The 19,587-nt window shown below is 63.0% G+C and carries 16 protein-coding genes and 2 pseudogenes; 5 read left to right on the top strand and 13 right to left on the bottom strand.

Features of this window, described 5'->3' with window-relative positions:
• Positions 1-24 precede the first annotated feature (24 nt).
• The 3 genes from NDI87_RS06655 to NDI87_RS06645 are packed head-to-tail and all read right to left on the bottom strand — an operon-like array spanning position 25 to position 3,391.
• The gene (locus tag NDI87_RS06655; protein WP_296274095.1) at positions 25-1,479 is read right to left on the bottom strand and encodes a sensor histidine kinase N-terminal domain-containing protein; all 1,455 of its coding nucleotides are present in this window, start codon (positions 1,477-1,479) and stop codon (positions 25-27) included.
• Positions 1,476-2,156 (bottom strand): response regulator, encoded by a 681-nt coding sequence (locus NDI87_RS06650; RefSeq protein WP_296274093.1) that lies wholly within the window; start codon positions 2,154-2,156, stop codon positions 1,476-1,478. The genes NDI87_RS06655 and NDI87_RS06650 overlap by 4 nt, the downstream gene beginning before the upstream one ends.
• Before the next feature lie 11 nt (positions 2,157-2,167).
• Positions 2,168-3,391 (bottom strand): class I SAM-dependent methyltransferase, encoded by a 1,224-nt coding sequence (locus NDI87_RS06645; protein ID WP_296274091.1) that lies wholly within the window; start codon positions 3,389-3,391, stop codon positions 2,168-2,170.
• 147 nt (positions 3,392-3,538) lie between these two features.
• Here NDI87_RS06645 and NDI87_RS06640 point away from each other — a divergent pair, with 147 nt between their 5' ends.
• Positions 3,539-4,498, top strand: coding sequence for a tripartite tricarboxylate transporter substrate binding protein (locus NDI87_RS06640; RefSeq protein WP_296274090.1), 960 nt, complete (start codon positions 3,539-3,541; stop codon positions 4,496-4,498).
• On the opposite strand, the gene NDI87_RS06635 is transcribed toward NDI87_RS06640, so the two are convergent.
• From NDI87_RS06635 to hpnC, 7 genes are all read right to left on the bottom strand, one after another.
• Entirely contained in the window at positions 4,479-7,487 is a 3,009-nt protein-coding gene (locus NDI87_RS06635; RefSeq protein ID WP_296274088.1) for a PAS domain S-box protein, read from the bottom strand. The genes NDI87_RS06640 and NDI87_RS06635 overlap by 20 nt on opposite strands.
• A 27-nt stretch (positions 7,488-7,514) precedes the next feature.
• Positions 7,515-8,618 (bottom strand): HD domain-containing phosphohydrolase, encoded by a 1,104-nt coding sequence (locus NDI87_RS06630; protein WP_296274086.1) that lies wholly within the window; start codon positions 8,616-8,618, stop codon positions 7,515-7,517.
• Between the two features lie 92 nt (positions 8,619-8,710).
• Positions 8,711-9,817, bottom strand: a complete 1,107-nt coding sequence (gene hemH, locus NDI87_RS06625) for a ferrochelatase (protein WP_296274084.1) — start codon at positions 9,815-9,817, stop codon at positions 8,711-8,713.
• A gap of 24 nt (positions 9,818-9,841) precedes the next feature.
• On the bottom strand, positions 9,842-11,137 hold the full coding sequence (hpnE, locus tag NDI87_RS06620; protein ID WP_296274083.1) for a hydroxysqualene dehydroxylase HpnE: 1,296 nt from the start codon (positions 11,135-11,137) through the stop codon (positions 9,842-9,844).
• Positions 11,134-11,973 (bottom strand): presqualene diphosphate synthase HpnD, encoded by an 840-nt coding sequence (gene hpnD, locus NDI87_RS06615; RefSeq protein ID WP_296274080.1) that lies wholly within the window; start codon positions 11,971-11,973, stop codon positions 11,134-11,136. Before hpnD ends, hpnE begins: the two co-directional genes overlap by 4 nt.
• A gap of 50 nt (positions 11,974-12,023) precedes the next feature.
• Positions 12,024-13,523: a CYTH and CHAD domain-containing protein gene (locus NDI87_RS06610; protein ID WP_296274078.1), complete on the bottom strand. Its 1,500-nt coding sequence runs from the start codon at positions 13,521-13,523 to the stop codon at positions 12,024-12,026.
• Between the two features lie 30 nt (positions 13,524-13,553).
• The gene (gene hpnC / locus NDI87_RS06605) at positions 13,554-14,402 is read right to left on the bottom strand and encodes a squalene synthase HpnC (RefSeq protein ID WP_296274076.1); all 849 of its coding nucleotides are present in this window, start codon (positions 14,400-14,402) and stop codon (positions 13,554-13,556) included.
• 118 nt (positions 14,403-14,520) lie between these two features.
• Here hpnC and clpB point away from each other — a divergent pair, with 118 nt between their 5' ends.
• Both clpB and NDI87_RS06595 read left to right on the top strand, forming a co-directional pair.
• Positions 14,521-17,109 carry an ATP-dependent chaperone ClpB gene (gene clpB, locus NDI87_RS06600; RefSeq protein ID WP_296274075.1) on the top strand — a complete coding sequence of 863 codons (2,589 nt, stop codon included), beginning with the start codon at positions 14,521-14,523 and terminating at the stop codon, positions 17,107-17,109.
• 27 nt (positions 17,110-17,136) lie between these two features.
• Complete coding sequence (locus tag NDI87_RS06595) at positions 17,137-17,364, top strand: hypothetical protein (RefSeq protein ID WP_296274073.1); 228 nt, start codon at positions 17,137-17,139, stop codon at positions 17,362-17,364.
• 84 nt (positions 17,365-17,448) lie between these two features.
• Here NDI87_RS06595 and NDI87_RS06590 read toward each other — a convergent pair whose 3' ends face one another.
• Positions 17,449-17,712, bottom strand: coding sequence for a type II toxin-antitoxin system RelE/ParE family toxin (locus NDI87_RS06590; protein ID WP_366028452.1), 264 nt, complete (start codon positions 17,710-17,712; stop codon positions 17,449-17,451).
• Positions 17,713-17,729: 17 nt separating this feature from the next.
• Positions 17,730-17,957, bottom strand: coding sequence for a ParD-like family protein (locus NDI87_RS06585; RefSeq protein WP_296274071.1), 228 nt, complete (start codon positions 17,955-17,957; stop codon positions 17,730-17,732).
• Between the two features lie 92 nt (positions 17,958-18,049).
• Between NDI87_RS06585 and NDI87_RS17485 the strand changes: the two are divergent.
• A pseudogene (locus NDI87_RS17485) lies at positions 18,050-18,558 on the top strand (type II toxin-antitoxin system RelE/ParE family toxin).
• Entirely contained in the window at positions 18,542-18,865 is a 324-nt protein-coding gene (locus NDI87_RS06570) for a DNA-binding transcriptional regulator (protein ID WP_296274065.1), read from the top strand. Before NDI87_RS17485 ends, NDI87_RS06570 begins: the two are co-directional and overlap by 17 nt.
• A 1-nt stretch (position 18,866) precedes the next feature.
• On the opposite strand, the pseudogene NDI87_RS06565 reads toward NDI87_RS06570, so the two are convergent.
• Positions 18,867-19,587 (bottom strand): annotated as a pseudogene (locus NDI87_RS06565) (hypothetical protein); the annotation flags it as partial.

Below are 19,587 nucleotides of genomic sequence, written 5' to 3'. Positions count from 1 at the left end.
GGATGGCCGTAGTGACTTGGTTTTTCAGGTGTGCGGTTTGGTCGTCAACGCTGCCGGAGGTGCCGCCAGGGGCAGGCGCACCGTGGTATCGAGTCCGTCGATCTGGCCGTGATGGCTGCGGTTGACCAGCTCGATCTGACCGCCCAGGGCTTGGGTGATCTCCAGGCAAATGGCCAGCCCCAGGCCGCTGCCGCTGTGCACCTGGCCGGCTGAGAACGGTTGAAACAGCCGTTTGCGCAGCTCCTCGCTGATGCCCGGGCCGCTGTCGCTGATGACCAATGCCGCATGGTTGGCGTCACACAACAGGCGCACCCGAAGCCTGCCTTGCCCGGGGCTGTAGCGGATGGCGTTGTGCAGCAGGTTGCGCGACAGCTCGCGCAGCATCCAGGCGTGGGTCTGGATCGGGGCGGGCACGGTGTCGATCTCGAAGTCGAGCGACTTGTCGGCGATCAGCGGCGATAAGTCCAGCGCCACCTCCCGCAAAATGCCGGCCCAGTCGACCGATTCGGTGGCTTGTTCCTGTGCCAGTTGCGCCACCTTGGCCAGTGCCAGCATCTGGTTCGCCAACTGGGTGGCTCGCTCCACGGTGTGGCTGATTTCCGTCAAACCCTGGGTGGCATCCACGTCGCCGCGCAGGGCCGATTGCACCTGTACCTTGAGCACCGCCAGCGGCGTGCGCAACTGGTGGGAGGTGTCGCGCACAAAACGTTTCTGGTTGTCGAGCAGGTGGTGCAGGCGGCGCATGGTGGTGTTGGTGGCCTCCATCAGCGGCAACAGTTCCACCGGAGCGTCCACCATCTGCAGGGGGGTCAGGTCGTCCGCCCGGCGCTCCTGCATCAGCGTGCTCAGGCGTCGCACCGGCCGGGTGGCGCGCTGCACCACGACAAACACCACCAGCGCAATCACGCTGACCAGCGCCAGCTGTCGCCACAGCGTGTCAAACAAAATCTGGCGTGCCAGGGTGTGCCGCAGTTCCAGGGTTTCAGCCACCTGTACCACCGCCATGGCGCGGGCCTGCTGCATGGCAATGGGTTGCAGCAGCACGGCGACGCGCACGTCATCACCGCGGTAGGTGTCGTCATAAAAGTCCACCAGCGCGGCATAGGGTCCCTGGGCGGGCAATTGCCCCTGCCAGACGCGCAAATCTTCAAAGCCGTCGATCAGCTCGCCGGCGGTGTTGGAGATGCGGTAAATCATGCGGCTGCGGTTGTCGGCCTCGAACACTTCCAGCGCGGCATAGGGCACGGAGGCCTCGAGACGGGCGGCATCGGCATCTCCCCTGGCAGTGATGTGTTCGCCGATCACCTTGGCCGAGGCCAGCAGGCTGCGGTCGTAGGCGGTGTTGACCGCCGCCAGCGCCTGCCGGTACAAAACCACCGTGTCGACCACAATGAACAGGGCCACCGGCAACAGGATGCCCAGCATCAGGTAGCTGCGCAAGGACAGCCGCCGTGAGAACGGGCCGGGCGCTTTTTTCATGCGGGCAGTTTCAGCAAATAACCCAGGCCCCGCAGGGTGGTCAGCACGGCGCCCGTGTTGTGCAGTTTTTTGCGCAGGCGGTAGGCCACCACTTCAATGGCCTCGAACTGCACCTCGTCCTGCCCCGGAAAAACCAGCTCGAACAGCCGCTCCTTGGCCACCGCCTGGCCGGGGCGCGCCAGCAGCGCCTGCAACAGCGCCAGTTCGCGTGGTGGCAGCGCCAGCACCTGCCCGTCGTGGTAAACGGCGCCGCTGTCCTTGTCGTAGCTGAAGCCGCTTTTGAGCTCGGGGCCGGTGGTTGCCTCGGCATAGTTTTCCGAGTGGCGGCGGTACAGGGCGCGCAGCCGGGCTTCGAGCTCATCAAGGTCGAAGGGTTTGGACAGGTAGTCGTCCGCGCCGGTGTTGAGGCCTTGCACCCGGTCGCCCACCATGCCGCGCGCGGTCAATATCAGCACCGGTGTGGTCAGGCCTTCGTCGCGCGCTTGCGCCAGGATATGCAGGCCGTCACGTCCGGGCAGGGTCAGGTCGAGCATCACCACGTCGGGGTTCAGCGCGCGCCAGCGGCTTAAAGCGGCACGGCCGTCACTGCACACCTCGATGTCCCAGCCCAGACGGCCCAGACTGCGGCTGAGCGTGGTGTGCAGTGCGACGTCATCTTCGACCAGCAGCAGCTTCATGCGGGTGGCCCTCAGGTGTTGGACACCGTCAGCGCCGCGAGTCGCCACAGCGAGGTGACTTCCTTGGCGCGCGCCTGGTGCAGCGGGTCACTGGCATCGCTGGCCTTGGGGTGCAGCGGCCTGGCATCGATACGGCTCACCACGCGCAAGTTGCTGCGCTCGAACAGGGCCAGCAGGTCGTCACGGGTGCGCAGTCCCAGCAGTTCGGCCAGGTTGGACAAAATCAGCCAGCCCTCGCCCTTGGCCGCCAGGTGGGCGCGCAACCCTTGCAGGAAACCACGCAACATGCGCCCATCTTCGTCGTACACCGCGCGTTCCAGCGGCGAGCCCGGTCGCAGCGGCAGCCACGGCGGGTTGCAGACAATCAGCGAGGCCAGCCCAGGCGGAAACAGGTCAGCCTCGACCACGCTCACCTGGGGTTCAAGTCCGAGTTGCGTGATGTTGCTGCGGGCACAGGCCAGCGCCCGCGGGTCTGTGTCGGTGGCCACAATCTTGCCCACACCACGGCGCGCCAGCACGGCGGCCAGCACCCCGGTGCCGGTGCCGATGTCGAAGGCAGTGAGCTGGTCCTGGCCCTTGGGCGGCTTGGGCAAATGGGCGGTGGCCACCAACTGGAGGTATTCCCCCCGAATCGGTGAAAAAACGCCGTAATGGGGGTGAATGCGGTTGTGCGGCGGTTCGCCAAGCGCCGGGATTTCCACCCCGACGCGTTGCCATTCATGGGCGCTGTGAATGCCCAGCAACTCGCGCAGCGACACCACCGACTTGTCACCTGGCAGTTCTGGCGCGCCCCAGGCTTCGGTGCAGGCCGCCCTGAAGTCGGGGGCGCGGCGCAGCGGGATGCTGTAGTCGGCGTTGACCTCGATCAGCAGCATGCCGAGCAGGCGGGCGCGCTGCGCCTGCGCCTGGCGGTGCTGGTTCAGGGCCTCGATCAATGGCATGGCTGGTGGCGTTTTCTTGCGCTTGCGGGGGGTGACCTGGTCGGCCCGGCGGGCCATGGCCTGCAGCAGGTGGCGGGCGTTTTGAAAATCGCCGCGCCAGAGCAGGGCGGTGCCCTCGCAGGCCATCTTGAAGGCGCTGTCGGCGGGGGTGGTGTCGTCAACCAGCAGCACGCGCTGTGCCGGCGCGGCGCCGCGTTCGGAGCGCCAGCGGGCCGAGCACGGCAAGCCGGCCTCCAGCCAGTGAATTTCGACGGGAGATGGCTTGGGCGGGGCGGCAGGTGGCGTCAGTGGCATAAGGGAAAAGCAAGTTGAACAAAGCTGGTTGTAACAGATTGACACTGCGGGTTTTGTCTTGGTATTTTCCCTGATGCCAGCGGACAGCCGCTTGACAGGCTGTTCGGGCATGATAGGGCACATGTCAACCCATTTCTGGAGTCCCTGATGCGCCGGGCTGCTTTCCTGAAAGCGCTGCTGGCGCTGTCGGTCGGCGGCAGCCTGCCGGGGCGGGCTGGGGCGGGTGACAGCGGCCGCATCATGATTCCGGCCAATCCGGGCGGCGGCTGGGACTCGACCGGTCGTGCCCTGGGCCAGGCGCTGCTGCAGGTGGGGACCTTTGACAAGCTGATTTACGAGAACAAGGGGGGCGCTGCAGGCACCCTGGGCCTGGCGCAGTTTGTCAATGCCAGCCGGGGCGACCCGAACGCCCTGCTGGTGATGGGCGCGGTCATGCTGGGCGGCATCATCACCGGCAAACCCCCGGTGTCCCTGTCCCTCGCCACGCCGATAGCCCGGCTCACCAGTGAATACAACGTGTTTGTGGTGCCGGTCAATTCGCCGTTCAAAACCCTGGCCGAGGTGCTGACCCAGCTTAAAAAAAATCCGGGCAGCATCAAATGGGGTGGCGGCTCGCGCGGCGCCACCGAGCACATTGCCGCAGCCATGATGGCGCGCGCTGTGGGGGTGAATCCGGCGCGCATCAACTACGTGGCCTTTCGTGGCGGGGGCGAGGCGGCGGCCGCCATTCTGGGCGGCTTTGTGACGCTGGGCGGCAGTGGCTACAGCGAGTTTGCGCCTTATATCGAGGCCGGCAAGATGCGCGCGGTGGCGGTCACGTCGGCACAGCGTCTGCCAGGTGTCACGGCACCCACACTCAAGGAACTGGGGATTGCGTTTGAAATTGACAACTGGCGCGGCGTCTATGGCGCGCCCGGCATCACCCTGGCGCAGCGCGATGCCTTGACCGACAAGGTGGTCAGGGCCACCCAGTCCGAAGCCTGGTTGCAGGCTTTGGGCAAGAACCGCTGGACACCGGCCTTGCTCAGCGGCCCGGCGTTTGCACAATTTGTGAAAAATGACCTGGCCACGCTGCGTGCCACCCTGTTCAAGTCGGGTCTGATCTGACCCTGTGCCGCAGGGTTTGGCAGGCTTCGTCAAAAGCGAATTGCTGCAATTGGCTTGCCAGCGGGCTGAAGTCTTCGCCCAGTACCAGCGCCAAATCCGTACTGTGTTGCTGGAACAGGTGCAAGGCCGCCGCATCGCTGTGGCGCAGCAGGTCTTCAAGCTGCGCCAGCACCTGCTGCATCAGACCTGCATCGGGCATGACCGGAGGGTTCCGGGCCTCTGCGGACGATGTGGCAAATACGCCATCACGGGCCGGGCCGGCGCTGTCGCTGCCGGATGTTGGCAGCCAGTTCAGCAGGGTGGCGTACAGGATTTCGGGTTCGATCGGCTTGGTGACAAAGTCGTTCATGCCGGCTTCGCGGGCGGCCTGCCGGTCGGGCGCAAAGGCGCTGCCCGACAGCGCAATGATGGGCAGCGTTTGCCCCTGGGGCAAGGCGCGCAGGGCGCGGGTGGCCTGAAAACCGTCCATCAGCGGCATTTGCAGGTCCATCAGGACCAGGTCATAGGGTTCGCCTGGTTCGCTTACCCGCGCCAGCGCCTGCTGACCGTCGCTGGCGGTGCTCACCTGCAGGCCGGCATGGCTGAGCAGTTCTTGTGCCACCTCCAGATTCAAGCGGTTGTCATCGACCAGTAAAACACGCTGGCCGTGGTGCCGGGCCAGCAGTTGTTGCCCTGCCTGCGTGATCAGTGGCGGGGAGAGCAAGTGCTGCGGACTGTGGCTGAGCGTGACCCTGGCGGTGAACCAGAACGTGCTGCCCTGGCCCGGCACGCTGCTCACCCCGGCGTCGCCCCCCATGAGTTGCGCCAGGCTGCGGGTAATGGCCAGCCCCAAACCGGTACCGCCATAGCGCCGGGTGGTGGAGGCGTCGCCCTGCTCAAAATTTTTGAACAGCCGCTGCATGGTTTCTTCATCCATGCCAATGCCGGTGTCACTCACTTGAAAGCGCAAGATGGCTTGTTCACCCTGCTGTTCCAGCTGGGAGACGTCGATGCTGACGCTGCCTTTGGGGGTGAACTTGATCGCATTGCTGGCCAGGTTGAGCAACGCCTGGCGCAGCCGGGTGGCGTCGGCCTGCACCCACAGTGCCAATGCGTCGCCGCCGACCTGCAAGGCCAGGCCCTTGGTCAGCGCGTCGGGTTCAATCAGGGTCTGCACATTGCCGACCACTTCGGTGATCTGAAACTGTTGCTGCTCCAGCGTGATTTTGCCGGCTTCAATTTTGGAGATGTCCAGCACATCGTTGATGATGCTCAACAGGTGGCGGGAGGCGCTGTCGATCTTGTTGAGTTTGTCCAGTTGCGCCGGGCTGGCGCTGTCGCTGCGCAGCAGGTGGCTCAAACCCATGATGGCGTTCATGGGGGTGCGGATTTCATGGCTCATGTTGGCCAGAAAGGCACTTTTGGCCTGGTTCGCTGCTTGCGCTTCCTGGTGGGCTGCGGTGAGTTCCCGGGTCCGTTGCGCGACCAGCTCTTCGAGGTGATGGCGGTAACCGTCGAGCTCAATACCGATGTGTTTCTTTTCGGTGATGTCTTCCTTGACCGCCACATAGTGGCTGATGCGGCCATCCTCCTGGCGCAACGGGGTGATGATGGCAAATTCAATGTATTCGCTGCCATCCTTGCGCCTGTTGTAAAACTCGCCTTTCCACATCCGGCCTTGCGTCATGGCCGCCCACAAGTCTTCGTAAGTGCGCTTGGGCGTTTTGCCGGATTGCATGATGTTCGGGTTTTGACCGATCACCTCTTGTGTCAGGTAACCGGTGGTGCGCTCAAACGCCTCGTTGACATATTCAATTTCGGCGTTCAGGTTGGTGATGATGATGCTCTCGGGACTTTGTGCCACGGCCTGTGACAACTTGCGCAACTGTTCTTGTGTTTTTTCGCGCTCGGTGACGTCATAGGCAAGTACCAGTTTTGCCGCACGATCCATAAAAGTGAGGGGGTTCGAGGTGATTTCTACCAGTCGAATGTCGCCGTTTTTGTGCCGGTGCCGCCAGCGTTCACCCATTTTGCGGTCCGGGGCAATGTTGTCAAGCATTCGCGGCACATCTTCTGCTGGCCGAATGTCGCGCAGTGTCATGGCCAGAAATTCCGCGCGGCTGTAGCCGTATTGCGCCACGGCCGCGTCGTTCACCGCCATAAACGCCAGCGTCTGCAGGTCATAGACCCACATCGGCAGCGGATTGCTGTCAAACATGGTTTTGTAAAGGGCTTCGCTGCGTTGCAAAGCGGCATCGGCGCGGCGTAGGTGCACGATGCGCCAGATGGCCTCGGCGACCAGCCGCACCGTTTCGGTGTCGGTGTCGTTGTAGGGCGCTGGCTTGTTGCCGACGCCGGCCATCATGCGCACCAGGCCACCCTCCATCACCGGCACGCTGATCAAGCGTTGCAACGGGGCGTGTCCTTCGGGCAGGCCGTGTTTGCCGGTGGCATGGGGATAGTCGTTGAACACCACGGCGCGTCGTTGGCGCAGTGCATCGGCCCAGATGCCGGCCTGCTGGATGGGGTAGTGGCTGTCAAAGGCGGCGCTGCAGTAATGCGCCAGCGTGCCACTGGACCAGGTCACCATCTCAATGCTTTCCTGGTCTTCGTTGACAAAGTGGATAAAACCAATCTGGCTGCCGGTGAGTTGTTCGGCGACGTCCAGACCATGTTGCATGAAGCCGGGCTCGTCCATGGTTTCGGCGGCAGCGGGCAAGTCCAGCAACGCCTGGGTGCGCCGGGCCAACTGGGCAATGGTGTGCTGCTCGTGCCGTAACGCATGGGTTGACTTGTGCAGCCAGCGCCGGCTCAGGACAAACAGCCAGCTGGTGGTCACCAGCACAAAGACACCCCCCTTGAGGGTACTGAATTTGACGATATCGGCCGGGTCATTGGTCAGCCAGGCCAGCAGCTGGTCAGAAAAGACAATCCATAACACGGCAAAAGTGGCATAACTCAGGGCGATTTTCAACGCCACCTGGTTGGGCGTGTGTTGAGCAGCTCGCATGGTGTGAAGCATGGTGCCGATAGCCGTTCAGGCACTGGCCTGGTCGTCGCGGTGTTGCAAGGCAATGGCAACGAAAGCCGCAAAATGGACCAGAAAGGCATCTGTCATATCGGGATCAAAATGCCTGCCACGCTGCTCGGCGATGAGTTCCCGCGCGGCGTCAAAGGAGAACGCCGGTTTGTACACCCGCGCCGAGATCAGGGCGTCGAACACATCGGCAATGGCCATCAGGCGGGCGGAGACGGGAATGGCATCGCCCGCCAGTTGGTCGGGGTAACCCGTGCCGTCCCATTTTTCGTGGTGCCAGTGGGCAATTTCCTTGGCCAGGGTCAGAAATTCCAATGGTCTTTCGATGTCCTGTTCGGCCAGCTCAATCGCATCGCTGCCCAGTTTGGCATGGGTTTGCATGATGGTCCACTCAGGTGCCGTGAGTTTGCCGGGCTTGTTCAGAATGTGGTCGGGGATGCCGACTTTGCCGATGTCATGCATGGGGGCCGAGCGTGTCAGCAGGCTGATACAGCGGGGCGTCAGTGTGTGCTGAAAGCGGGGATGCGCTTTCAGCCGATCGGCCAGCAGTGCCATATAGCCCTGGGTCCGCGCCAGGTGTTTGCCGGTTTCGGGATCGCGTGTTTCGGCCAGGTGCGCCAGGGCGCGGATGCTCACCTGCTGGGTCAGGTCGTTCTCGGCCATGCGCCGGGCCACTTCGGCTTCCAGCGCGGTATTTTGATCCTTGAGCCAGTCGCGTGCCTGCTTGGCCTGCAACTGGGTGCGCACCCGGGCCAGCACAATGGCCGGCGTGATGGGTTTGGTGATGTAGTCCACGGCGCCCAGGCTCAGGCCCCGCTCTTCCTCGCTCGGGCTGGAGAGTGCGGTCAGGAAAATGACCGGGATGCTGGCGCTGAGCGCGTCAGCCTGCAGTGCCTGCAACACCTGGTAGCCGTTCATGCCCGGCATCATCACGTCAAGCAAAATCAGATCGGGTCGTGGCTCGCTGCGGGCCACCTGCAGGCCGCGTTCGCCGTGGTTGGCGGCCAGTACCCGGTAATGCGGCTGCAGCAACTCACTCAGCACAAACAGGTTTTCTGGCGAGTCGTCCACAATCAACAGGGTCGGGCGGGTCGGGTCATCCATGCAGGTTTTGCTCAGGTTGGAATGCTCGAAATGAGGCTGTATTAAACATGAAAAGTAAATGCGCTGCTGTCTGTGTTACTGAGGGCGTGGCTTTATTGCCTGGCACCCAGCGCCAGTGCTGCCGCCCTGGAGGCGGCCAAAGCAGCGGCATCTGGCGCAGCCTGGGTCGGCCAGCCCTGCAGGTGTTGCTGGGTGATGTCGCACAGTGCGGTGATCCAGGCGGGGTCGTCGTTGAGGCAGGGGATGTAATGAAACTCCTGGCCGCCGGCATGCAGAAACGCCTCGCGTCCTTCCATGTTGATCTCTTCCAGCGTTTCCAGACAGTCGCTGGTAAAGGCCGGGCACAGCACATCGACCCGTTTGACCCCGGTTTTGCCCATGGCGATCAGGGTCGGCTCGGTATAGGGTTGCAGCCATTTGGCCCGGCCCAGGCGCGACTGAAAACTCACCTTGTATTGCGCTTTGGACAAGCCCAACTGCTCGGCCAGCAAGCGCGCTGTCTTGAAGCATTCGCAGTGGTAGGGGTCGCCCAGGTGCAGGGTGCGCTCGGGCACGCCGTGAAAGCTCATCAGCAGCACATCGGGTCGGCCATTGACCTGCCAGTGGTGCCGCACCCGCCCGGCCAAGGCCGCTATGTAGCGGGCGTCGTCATGGTAGCGGTTGATAAAACGTAGTTCAGGCAGGTTGCGCACCTTGCCGGCCCAGTCATACACCGCATCAAACAGGCTGGCGGTGGTGGTGGCCGAATACTGCGGGTAGGCCGGCACGATCAGCACGCGGGTCGTTCCCTCGGCCTTGAGCTGGTCGAGCTGGGAGGCGATGGATGTGCTGCCATAACGCATGGCATAACGCACTTGCACGTCGTGACCGCGTTGGGCCAGCCAGCCTTGCAGCAACTTGGCCTGCTTTTCGGTCCAGATCTTCAGGGGTGAACCTTCGGGCAGCCAGATGCTGGCGTACTTGGCGCCGGACTTGGCGGGCCGAAAGCGCAGGATGATGCCGTGCAGGATCAGTAGCCAGAGCAGACGCGGCACTTCGACCACCCGCGGGTCGCCCAGGAACTCGCTCAAAAAACGCCGCACATCGGGCGTGCTGGGGGAGTCGGGGGTGCCCAGGTTGCAGTACAGCACGGCGGTGCGCGGCTTCTGGCCGTGCTGAAACGGCGGCTCTTTGGCAAAGGGGGAGGTGAGTAGATTCATTTCGCTATTTTCGTTGAGTCGTTGTCACAGCAGAGCCGCCGCAGCGCAGCCACTGCGCACGGCGGCTTCCAGCGTGGCGGGGTAGGGGCCGGCCAGGTAATCGCCGCAGGCCAGCAGGTCCGGCGCAATGGCGGGCGGCGGCCGCTGCAGCGCCGGGGTGCAGGCAAAGGTGGCGCGTTTTTCAACGACCGTTTGCACCGCTTGCAAGTCCAGGCCGAGTTGGGCCCGGGCCTGCGCCAGCACCTGTGCCTGCAGCGTGGCACGTTCGCCCCGGGCGGCGCTCACCACAAAAGCCAGCAAGCCTGCCGGGCCACCCAACTGGCCCCGATCAAAGACAAACTGCGCTGGCTGCTGCGCGTTGCTGCGCAAGGCCAGCATGGCCCGGGGCAGGGCAGCCTGCGGCGCCCAGGCATAAACGGTGGCAATGGCTTCATGGTGCAGGGCCTGTGCCAAGCGAATCCACCCGGCCACTTCAGCCCCGCTGTTTTGCGGTTCGTCTTGCAAAGCTTGTGTCAGCAGCTGGGCTGCCTGGGAGGCCGCAGTGGCCAGAATCACCGCGTCAAACAGCTCTGCCTGCACCTGCCATTGCGCGCCTTGTGTGTGCAGTGATGTGATGCGCTGCCCCAGCTTGAGTTGTGCGCCACGTTCACCCAGCCAGTGTGCTGCAGCGTCAGGAAACAAGGTGCTCAGGTCGACCTTGGGCAGCAGCAGGCGCGAGCCGCCCGGCACGCCAAACAGGGCGTCACGCATGACGCGCAAAAACACCTGGGCGCTGGCTTGTCCGGGCGGGGTGTTGAGTGCCGAAACACACAGGGGCTCGATCAGTTCGGCCCTGATTCTGGGCGTCAGGCGCTGGCACAGGTCAGCCACCGAAAGCTGGTCGGCGCAGCTGAATCCCTGGAGTTGCCAGCCCAGCGCCGCACGCAGCAGCGCCCACTTGTCGGCCAGCGACCAGCCGCGCGCCTGCAGGATGCCGCCCAGCGCGTCCAGCGGCGTCGGCCAATTGGCAAACTTCAGGCCCAGGCCGTCGGGGAACTGCAGCGTCAGCGGCAGTTCGAGCAGCGCGGCTTCGGGGGAAATGCCGACCAGGCGCAGCAACGCCAGGGTGTCGGTGTAGGCCCCGATCAGGATGTGCTGGCCGTTGTCGAGTGCCATCGGTGAGCCGTTCGGCAGGACCCGGGCAGGGCTGCCGGGCAAGGCTCTGGCCCGGCCACCGAGGGCATGGGCGGCTTCGAAAATGGTGACGTGGTGGCCGGCCCCGGTGGCTTTGACTGCCGCGCTCAAACCGGCCCAGCCGGCACCGATGATGGCAACTTTCACAGGCGGCCCAGCGCCTGCACTTTCCAGGCCAGCCAGAGCTTGCGCAAGGGCGTCAGGCTGATGCGCTGGTGCAGCACGGCAAAGTTGTCGCGCTCGATCTCGGCGAGCAGGGCGCGGTAAATGCTGGCCATCATCAGGCCGGGTTTTTGCGCACGGCAATCCGCTGCGGGCAGCAGCGCCAGCGCCTGGTCGTACAGGCCCTGGGCACGCTCGGCCTGAAAGCGCATCAGCGCGGTAAAACGGTCTGAGTAAGTACCGTTCAAAATCTCCTGCGCCGTCACACCGAACTGTTTCAGTTCGTTGACCGGCAGGTAAATGCGGCCGCGCCGGGCGTCTTCGCCGACATCGCGAATGATGTTGGTGAGCTGCAGCGCCTGCCCCAGGGTATGGGCGTACCGGGTGGTCTGGGGATCGGTCTGGCCAAAAATCTGCGCCGCCACTTCGCCCACCACGCCGGCCACCAGGTGGCAATAATTTTGCAGGCCCGCGTAGTCCAGGTAGCGGGTCTGGTTGAGGTCCATCTGGCAGCCCTCGATGACGGCTTGCAGGTGGCGCTGTTCGATTTGGTAACTGGCCGCCAGCGGCAGCAGCGCTTGCATGACCGGGTGGCTGGGCGTGCCGGCAAACGCCTGCGCTACCTCCGTGCGCCACCATTGCAGCTTGGTGGCGGCCACGCCCGGGTCGACCATGTCGTCGACGACATCGTCCACTTCGCGGCAAAAGGCATAAAAGGCGGTGATGGCGGCGCGCTTGGGCGCAGGCAAAAACAAAAAAGCGTAATAAAAGCTGCTGCCTGAGGCGGCGGCCTTTTGCTGGACGTAGTCTTGGGGAGTCATGGGCGATTTGAGGAATTGCGTCCGAGTTTAAACAGGAACGAGCCAGCTGATTACGCGCCGGAAAGAGAGGCCCCCACCGCCACACCGCGCAAAAACTCCGCCACGCCACGGTCCAACGCCACCTGGGCCACCAGCACTGCCGCTTGCGACAGGTCACGCGTGGCACCGATGTTTGTCTGAAGCTCGGTGGCCTGCCGGGAACACTGCTTGGCCAGCCGGCTGGGCAACAGGTTGTGCAGGGCCTGCGTGCCGTAGCGCAGACGTTTGGCGAGGATCCGGACGCGGTGCAAGCCCTCGGGGGTGGTGGCGTTTTGTTGCGCCTGTTCCAGTTGTGCATTCCATTGCCGCACCCGGCGTTTGGCCCAATGGCGCAGGGCGCCTTTGTGGGCGTGCTCGTTCTTTGCCGTGGCGGGCAGGCTTTCCAGCCATTGCGTGATGGCCAGCAAACAGGCGCCAACCGTGGCTTCCTGCAATGCGTAGCGAACCGCCTTGCGCTGGATTTCGGTGGTTTGCGCCAGGGCCAGCATCAGGGCTTGCCAGGCTTGGGCGCGTTGCCCGTCTCCCATCGCATAAACGGCTGCCAGCGGCGGCAGCGTCTCGCTCAGGGCAACATCCAGGTTGCGCAGTTCGCTCAGGCACGACAGCAGCGGACGCAGTGCTTCCCGGGAGGGCGGCGGGGTGTCGGCCAGGATATTTCTGAACAGTTGCAGGCCGCTTTTGAAGCGCCGCCAGCCGATTCGTGCCTGGTGCGCCAGCTCGGGGTCGTCCGACGTTCGCAAGGCGTTCAGGTTGGTGGTGAATTGGGTGAACATTTCGCGCAACACCGTGTGGGCCAGCAACACCGCTGACAGCTTGGCAGACAAGCCGGGGGACTGGGCGCCCAGCGGCTGATGCAGGTCGCCCTGTGCCAGCAGAAAACCGCGCTCGGCCTTGCTCTGGCTGGCCGGAAGCACGGCAACCGTGACCGCAATGTCACGGGCGACGTCAAACAGGGCCGCTGGCTGGCCAGCCTTGAGCTCAAGCTCCAGTTCGCAGATGGGCGCGCGCCGGCCGTCCGCTTCCAGGTAGCCGACATCCAGCGCCACCTCGACCACGCTGCCATCGCGGCGGCGCACCAACCAGAGGGTTCTTTGAAAAACCGTTGCAAAACACGGCACCAGGGAGGCAAACAGGCGGCCATCGGGGTCAATCTTTGGCCAGGGTGTGGCATCAAGCGCATGGCGCTCCAGCCGGGCACCCGCAACAGGCGTTTCCCATTCGCCACGCCGGCTCAAAGCAGATGAGTCGTTGGCGCCTGTTTTGAGCGTTTGCAGCCACTGTGTGCCCGCCCCGTTGTCAACGCAGCGCAGTCGCAAGGCGGTTTGCTGCTGGCGCAATTGCTGATCCGGCGTATCGAAGTAAATATTGTTCAATAATTGCTGCGATGGCTTGCGCCGCGCCAGCACGGGTGCGCGCGCCAGCCGCTTGGCCAGGGCCGACGGATCAGGGTTTGGCAGCCACAGTTTGAGTTCAATTTCCTGTGACAGGGGCTTGTGAGCGCGTTGTTTCATGAGCTGATGATGGGTCAAGGTGAAGGTGGTTTATCGCTGGCGCATCCACACGGCGCGCCACGCCAGCAGGGGTGCATCCCACCCCGTCAGTTTGGGCCGGCTGCGCCAGGTGGCAAAGTCCAGCGCCTCGATCTTGTCCAGCATGCGCAGGCCGCCTTGCACCACCAGCCGCAGCTCCCAGCCCGCCCGGCCCGGGATGCGGCAGGCCAGCGGCGCGCCGGCTTGCATCAATGCCCGGGCCGAGTTGGCGTAAGCGGCAATCAAGCGCCGTGCATTCTCCGAAGCACTGTCGGTTTGCAGGTCGACGTCACTCACGCCATGCGCGGCCATGGCTTGCTGCGACGGGTACCAGCGCCCGCGCGCCACGTCGCTTGAGACGTCCTGCCAGAAGTTGATGAGCTGCAAGGCGCTGCAAATCTGGTCGCTCTGCTCCAGCGACAGCGCGTCGCTGATGCCGTACAGGTGCAGCAGCAGGCGCCCCACCGGGTTGGCCGAGCGCGTGCAGTAGTCCAGCAGCTCGGCATCGTCCCGGTAGCGGCGCCGTTCTGCGGTGTAGCGAACGTCTTGCGCAAAGGCATCAAGCAGGTCGCCCAGCAGGGGCACGGGCAAATGAAAATCATGCAACACCCCGCGCATGGGCTCAAACACCTGCGGCCATTGGCCGCTGTGCGCCTGGCCGTTGGCAATGGCCAGCAGGTCAGCACGGTACTGCGCCAGCGCGGTCAGCCTGTGCGCGGCGCTGGCATCGCCTTCGTCGGCCAGGTCATCGGCAGTGCGGGCAAAGTGGTAGATGGCTGCAATGGCCGGACGCAGGCGCGGCGGGCACAACAGGGAGGCCACCGGAAAATTTTCGTAGTGATGGATGGGAGTTGTGTTCACGGGGGCAGGCGGACAGTCCGCCTATTGACCAAAATTGAGGGCAACTGTAGCAGGCGCAGGCTTGAAATGGGGTGCTTTGGCCTCATCTCCTGAACAATCCAATCTAGAGGGAACTCTCATGCGACAAGATAAATTGACCACCAAATTCCAGGAAGCCCTGGGCGACGCGCAAAGCCTGGCGCTGGGCCAGGACCACGCCTACATCGAGCCGGTGCACCTGCTGGTGGCCATGCTCAAACAAACCGATGGTCCGAAAGCACTGTTGCAGCGGGCTGGTGTCAATGTGACTGGCTTGTTGGCGGCGGCCGAAGCCGCTGTCAAACGCCTGCCGCAAGTGACCGGCCAGGCGCAGGTGCAGGTGAACCCCGAGCTGGCCAAACTGCTGCAGGCCACCGAGAAAGAAGCGCTCAAGCGCGGCGACCAGTTCATTGCCAGCGAGCTGTTTTTATTGGCCGTGACCGATGCCAAGGGCGCCCTGGGCGACATGGCGCGCGCCAACGGCCTGACGCGCAAGAGCCTGGAGGCCGCCATCGAGGCGGTGCGCGGCGGCCAGAACGTGGACAGCGCCGACGCCGAAGACCAGCGCGAATCGCTCAAAAAATACTGCCTCGACTTGACCGAGCGCGCGCGTCAGGGCAAGCTCGACCCGGTGATCGGCCGCGACGACGAAATTCGCCGCGCCATCCAGGTGCTGCAGCGCCGTACCAAGAACAACCCGGTGCTGATTGGTGAACCCGGTGTCGGCAAGACCGCGATTGTGGAAGGCCTGGCGCAGCGCATCGTGGCCGGCGAGGTGCCCGAGTCGCTCAAGGGCAAACGCGTGCTGAGCCTGGACATGGCCTCGCTGCTGGCCGGTGCCAAGTTCCGTGGCGAGTTCGAGGAGCGCCTGAAAAACGTGCTCAAAGACCTGGCCAAGGACGAAGGCCAGACCATTGTTTTCATTGACGAGTTGCACACCATGGTCGGCGCCGGCAAGGCCGAGGGCGCGATGGACGCCGGCAACATGCTGAAACCCGCGCTGGCGCGTGGCGAGTTGCACTGCGTGGGCGCGACCACGCTCGACGAGTACCGCAAATACATCGAAAAAGATGCCGCACTGGAGCGCCGTTTCCAGAAAATTCTGGTTGGTGAACCGACGGTGGAGGCCACCATTGCCATCCTGCGCGGCCTGAAAGAGCGCTACGAAAAACACCACAACGTCGACATCACCGACCCGGCCATCGTGGCGGCGGCCGAACTGAGCCACCGCTACATCACCGACCGCTTCTTGCCCGACAAGGCCATCGACCTGATCGACGAGGCGGCCAGCAAGGTCAAGATCGAAATGGATTCCAAGCCCGAGGTCATGGACAAGCTGGACCGGCGCCTGATCCAGTTGCAGATCGAGCGTGAAGCGGTCAAGAAGGAAAAGGACGAGGCCTCGCGCAAACGGCTGGACTTGATCAACGAGGAAATTACCAGCCTGCAAAAGGAAATTGCCAACCTTGATGAAATCTGGAAGGCAGAAAAAGCCAGCGCCCAAGGCAGTGGCGACCTGCGCGAGCAGATTGACCAGCTCCGGTTCCAGATCGAGGAATTCACCCGCAAGGGCGACTTCAACAAGGTGGCCGAGCTGCAATACGGCAAGCTGCCCGAGCTGGAGAAACATCTCAAGGAGGCCCAGGACAAGGAGACCAACCGCGCCGAAGGCGCCGCGCCGCGCCTGCTGCGCACGCAAGTCGGTGCCGAGGAAATTGCCGAAGTGGTGAGCCGCGCCACCGGCATTCCGGTGAGCAAAATGATGCAGGGCGAACGCGACAAATTGCTGCAGATGGAAGGCAAGCTGCACCAGCGCGTGGTCGGCCAGGACGAGGCCATCAGCGCGGTGGCCAACGCCATCCGGCGTTCACGCTCGGGTCTGAGCGACCCGAACCGTCCTACAGGTTCCTTTCTGTTCCTCGGCCCGACGGGTGTCGGCAAGACCGAGCTCTGCAAGGCGCTGGCCGGCTTCATGTTTGACAGTGAGGACCATCTGGTGCGCCTCGACATGAGCGAGTTCATGGAGAAACATTCGGTGGCGCGCCTGATCGGTGCGCCGCCGGGCTACGTGGGTTACGAGGAGGGCGGTTATTTGACCGAGGCCGTGCGCCGCAAACCCTACAGCGTGCTGCTGCTCGACGAGGTCGAAAAAGCCCACCCCGATGTCTTCAACGTGCTGCTGCAGGTGCTCGACGACGGCCGCCTGACCGACGGCCAGGGCCGCACCGTGGACTTCAAGAACACGGTGATCGTGATGACCAGCAACATCGGCTCGCAGATGATCCAGGCCATGGTGGGCCAGGACTACGAGGACGTCAAGGAAGCGGTGACCGGTGAACTGAAGAACCATTTCCGCCCCGAGTTCCTGAACCGCATTGGCGAGACCGTGGTGTTCCATTCGCTCGACGCCAGCCACATCGCCGACATTGCCCGCATCCAGCTGGCGGTGCTGCAAGCTCGCCTGGAGCACATGGAGCTGGGGCTGGTGGTGAGCGAGGCCGCCGTGGCCGAGCTGGCCAAGGTGGGCTTCGACCCGGTGTTTGGTGCCCGGCCGCTCAAACGCGCCATTCAGCAGCGGCTGGAAAACCCGCTGTCCAAGCTGCTGCTTGAAGGCAAATTTGCGCCCAAAGACACCATCCACGTCGATGTCGACCCGATCCGGGCGCCGGGGCAGTTCAGCTTCGCGTGATTTGCGATATTTGCGATACTGTGCCCCATGCGCATCGTCGGACACAAAAACTTGGGGCTAAACCAGTCGCCCGCCACGCCTGAAGAGGCGTGGCAGCGCGGCCGTGTGCTTGATGCCATGCTGCCTAACCCTTTGCCTGTACCCCGTGGCGTCAGTCGCATGACGCACGCCCAGCGCAACGCGCAGGACGATGCGCGCATGCTGGCGGTGGCCCGACTATTGAACCCACCAACCCAAGGCGAAGGTACAGCTTGATCAACTGCTTGGACTGCGGGGTATAGCCTCAAGTCGTTGCAGCCGCAAGCCCTACAGCCTGCTGCCTGGCGGCCGATCAGCTCTCTAGCCCTTTTTCAGGTCACGGTAAAAGTTTTCATGCGAGCCCAACAAAAGCAGCTTGCGTGAGTCGGGATCGTATTCATAGGCAAGCAAAGTCAGTTGCCCGTTACATGCAAACTTGTAAACGAAAACGCCTGCCAAATCTCCCCTTTTGGCTTCACCCAGGGTGGGATCCCGCACGATGGCCGTCACAGCATCATCCACATCGGCTTTTTGATTGGGATGCAAGCGTTTGTAAGCGCGCCTGAACGAGGCGCTTTGAATCACCCGCAAGCTTGCGGTCATCAATTGCGACGGCCTTCGGGAACAAACTCACTCGACAGCGATGGCTCTTCAGCCCGCGCCACGATCAAGTCGCGGACAAAGTCAATCGGCAGGTCGGGGTTGTCTAGCGCGGTGCGCCCCACGATGGCCCAAAACTCAATCTGACCCGCAATGGTGCGCCGTTCCGCCTGGGCTTGCGCCCGCGCCTGGTTGTACAGGGTGTCGTCAATGCGTACTGGCATGCCCATGGTGTGCTCCTGATCGGTTTACTACAAAAGTAGCTTGATTGTACGCAGCTCGGGGGTTTTTCGTGGAAACATGGTTCCAGCTTGGGGAACTCATGTCGATACCCTGCGTTGTCCGCCACTCGCTGTGCGTCACGGCCTGCAAGGGTTCACGGTCAGACGCATGTAGGCGTGCATATAGGAGTGTTGTTAACTATGCCACTAGGTGGCATAATTCATGGATGAGCCAAGTATTCAAAACCCGTTATTTCAGCAGATGGATGCGCAAAACAGAGTTGAAAGACAACACGCTCTGCGCTGCGGTGTCCGAATTGCTGCAAGGTTTGATTGACGCCGACTTGGGTGGTGGCGTTGTCAAGAAGCGCGTCGGGCTCGCCGGGCGTGTCAAGCGCGGCGGTGCCAGAACACTGGTTGCAACCAATAGAGGGAACCGCTGGTTTTTTGTCTACGGCTTTGAAAAAATGACCGCGCCAACATTGCAGACGATGAACTGGAAGCATTGAAAGGTATCGCTGCAGAGTTGTTGACTATCACAGGTCAACAGATCAACGAAGCCGTTGCGGACGGCTCACTACAGGAAATTTGCCATGACAACAAAAGCTAAAGCCAAGAGCCCAATTCTCCATGCTGTCCACGAGACTGCCAGTGATCTTCATCGACTGGGCTTTATTGACAAGCGCAATATGCACAAGTTTGATGCGCTTTGTCTTGACCCCGTTCCTGATTACGACAGCGAAAAAATCCGTGCGCTGCGTGACCACCTTCAATTGAGCCAGGCCGTGTTGGCTGCCGTGCTCAATACAAGCTTGTCAACGGTTCGGAAATGGGAAATTGGTGAGAAACATCCAAGTGGTCCGTCGCTAAAACTGCTCAATTTGCTGGACCGCAAAGGCCTGGAAGCGGTGCTTTGACTCAGCCGCGCCAGCCATCAGCCTCGCGCCGCGCACGACCCAGCGCCTCCAGCGTGTCCAGAATGCGGGGCAGGCTTTTCTTCCAGGCGCCACGGCTTTTGAAGCGGGCTTCGATGGCTTCCAGCGACAGCGCGGCGGGGGCGCCGGCCAGCACGGCGGCCACGGCACGCACCTGGTCGGGCAGGGTGGCTGGCCAGGCCTGGGGTTCGATGCCAGTGCTGGCTGGCGCGGCTTTTTGAGCTTTGACCAAGTTCGCATCAGGTGCAGGCGCATCGAGTGCCAGATCAGTTTGTTGCGCCTGAATTGACGGTAAATCAGCACTGGCTTTGACGCTCGGGTTTTGAAACTCTGGCCGCAGCCAGCGCACTAGGCCTGCCTTTTCCTCGGCGGCGCGGCGTGCATTCAGCGCCACCAGACGCACCAGAAGTTCTTGTGCATCGGGGTGGTCGGTCCAGCCGTAGGCCTGCAGCACGGTGGCATCCAGATCGTCGTGCAGGTCCTTGAGCACGCCAACCAAACCCTGGGTATGAATCTGTTTTTCTTTGGCTGTGAGGTTGCGGCCTTCCTTGAGCGCTTCGAGCACGTTGTAGAGGCCCGTCAGCGTCAGGTTTTTGGTGGGCTCCTGCTCTTGACTAATTTGTTGACTGTGCGGCGCCGGGGCGGGGATTGCCGGGGGCCTCATACTGTCACACGCCCAGAAATCGGCCCCCGGCAATCCCCGC

Source organism: Rhodoferax sp. (assembly GCF_023701345.1).
GTDB lineage: Bacteria > Pseudomonadota > Gammaproteobacteria > Burkholderiales > Burkholderiaceae_C > Rhodoferax.
This window is presented reverse-complemented; position numbering and strand designations above follow the sequence as displayed.

What these genes read in the sequence shown, in the direction of transcription:
- NDI87_RS06640 (WP_296274090.1), top strand. Translation starts at nt 3,539, where the DNA reads ATGCGCCGGGCTGCTTTCCTGAAAGCGCTGCTGGCGCTGTCGGTCGGC.
- NDI87_RS06630 (WP_296274086.1), bottom strand. Translation starts at nt 8,618, where the DNA reads ATGGATGACCCGACCCGCCCGACCCTGTTGATTGTGGACGACTCGCCA.
- hpnD (WP_296274080.1), bottom strand. Translation starts at nt 11,973, where the DNA reads ATGACTCCCCAAGACTACGTCCAGCAAAAGGCCGCCGCCTCAGGCAGC.
- NDI87_RS06585 (WP_296274071.1), bottom strand. Translation starts at nt 17,957, where the DNA reads ATGGGCATGCCAGTACGCATTGACGACACCCTGTACAACCAGGCGCGG.
- NDI87_RS06570 (WP_296274065.1), top strand. Translation starts at nt 18,542, where the DNA reads ATGACAACAAAAGCTAAAGCCAAGAGCCCAATTCTCCATGCTGTCCAC.
- clpB (WP_296274075.1), top strand. Translation starts at nt 14,521, where the DNA reads ATGCGACAAGATAAATTGACCACCAAATTCCAGGAAGCCCTGGGCGAC.
- NDI87_RS06645 (WP_296274091.1), bottom strand. Translation starts at nt 3,391, where the DNA reads ATGCCACTGACGCCACCTGCCGCCCCGCCCAAGCCATCTCCCGTCGAA.
- hemH (WP_296274084.1), bottom strand. Translation starts at nt 9,817, where the DNA reads ATGAATCTACTCACCTCCCCCTTTGCCAAAGAGCCGCCGTTTCAGCAC.
- NDI87_RS06655 (WP_296274095.1), bottom strand. Translation starts at nt 1,479, where the DNA reads ATGAAAAAAGCGCCCGGCCCGTTCTCACGGCGGCTGTCCTTGCGCAGC.
- NDI87_RS06650 (WP_296274093.1), bottom strand. Translation starts at nt 2,156, where the DNA reads ATGAAGCTGCTGCTGGTCGAAGATGACGTCGCACTGCACACCACGCTC.
- NDI87_RS06635 (WP_296274088.1), bottom strand. Translation starts at nt 7,487, where the DNA reads ATGCGAGCTGCTCAACACACGCCCAACCAGGTGGCGTTGAAAATCGCC.
- NDI87_RS06595 (WP_296274073.1), top strand. Translation starts at nt 17,137, where the DNA reads ATGCGCATCGTCGGACACAAAAACTTGGGGCTAAACCAGTCGCCCGCC.
- NDI87_RS06610 (WP_296274078.1), bottom strand. Translation starts at nt 13,523, where the DNA reads ATGAAACAACGCGCTCACAAGCCCCTGTCACAGGAAATTGAACTCAAA.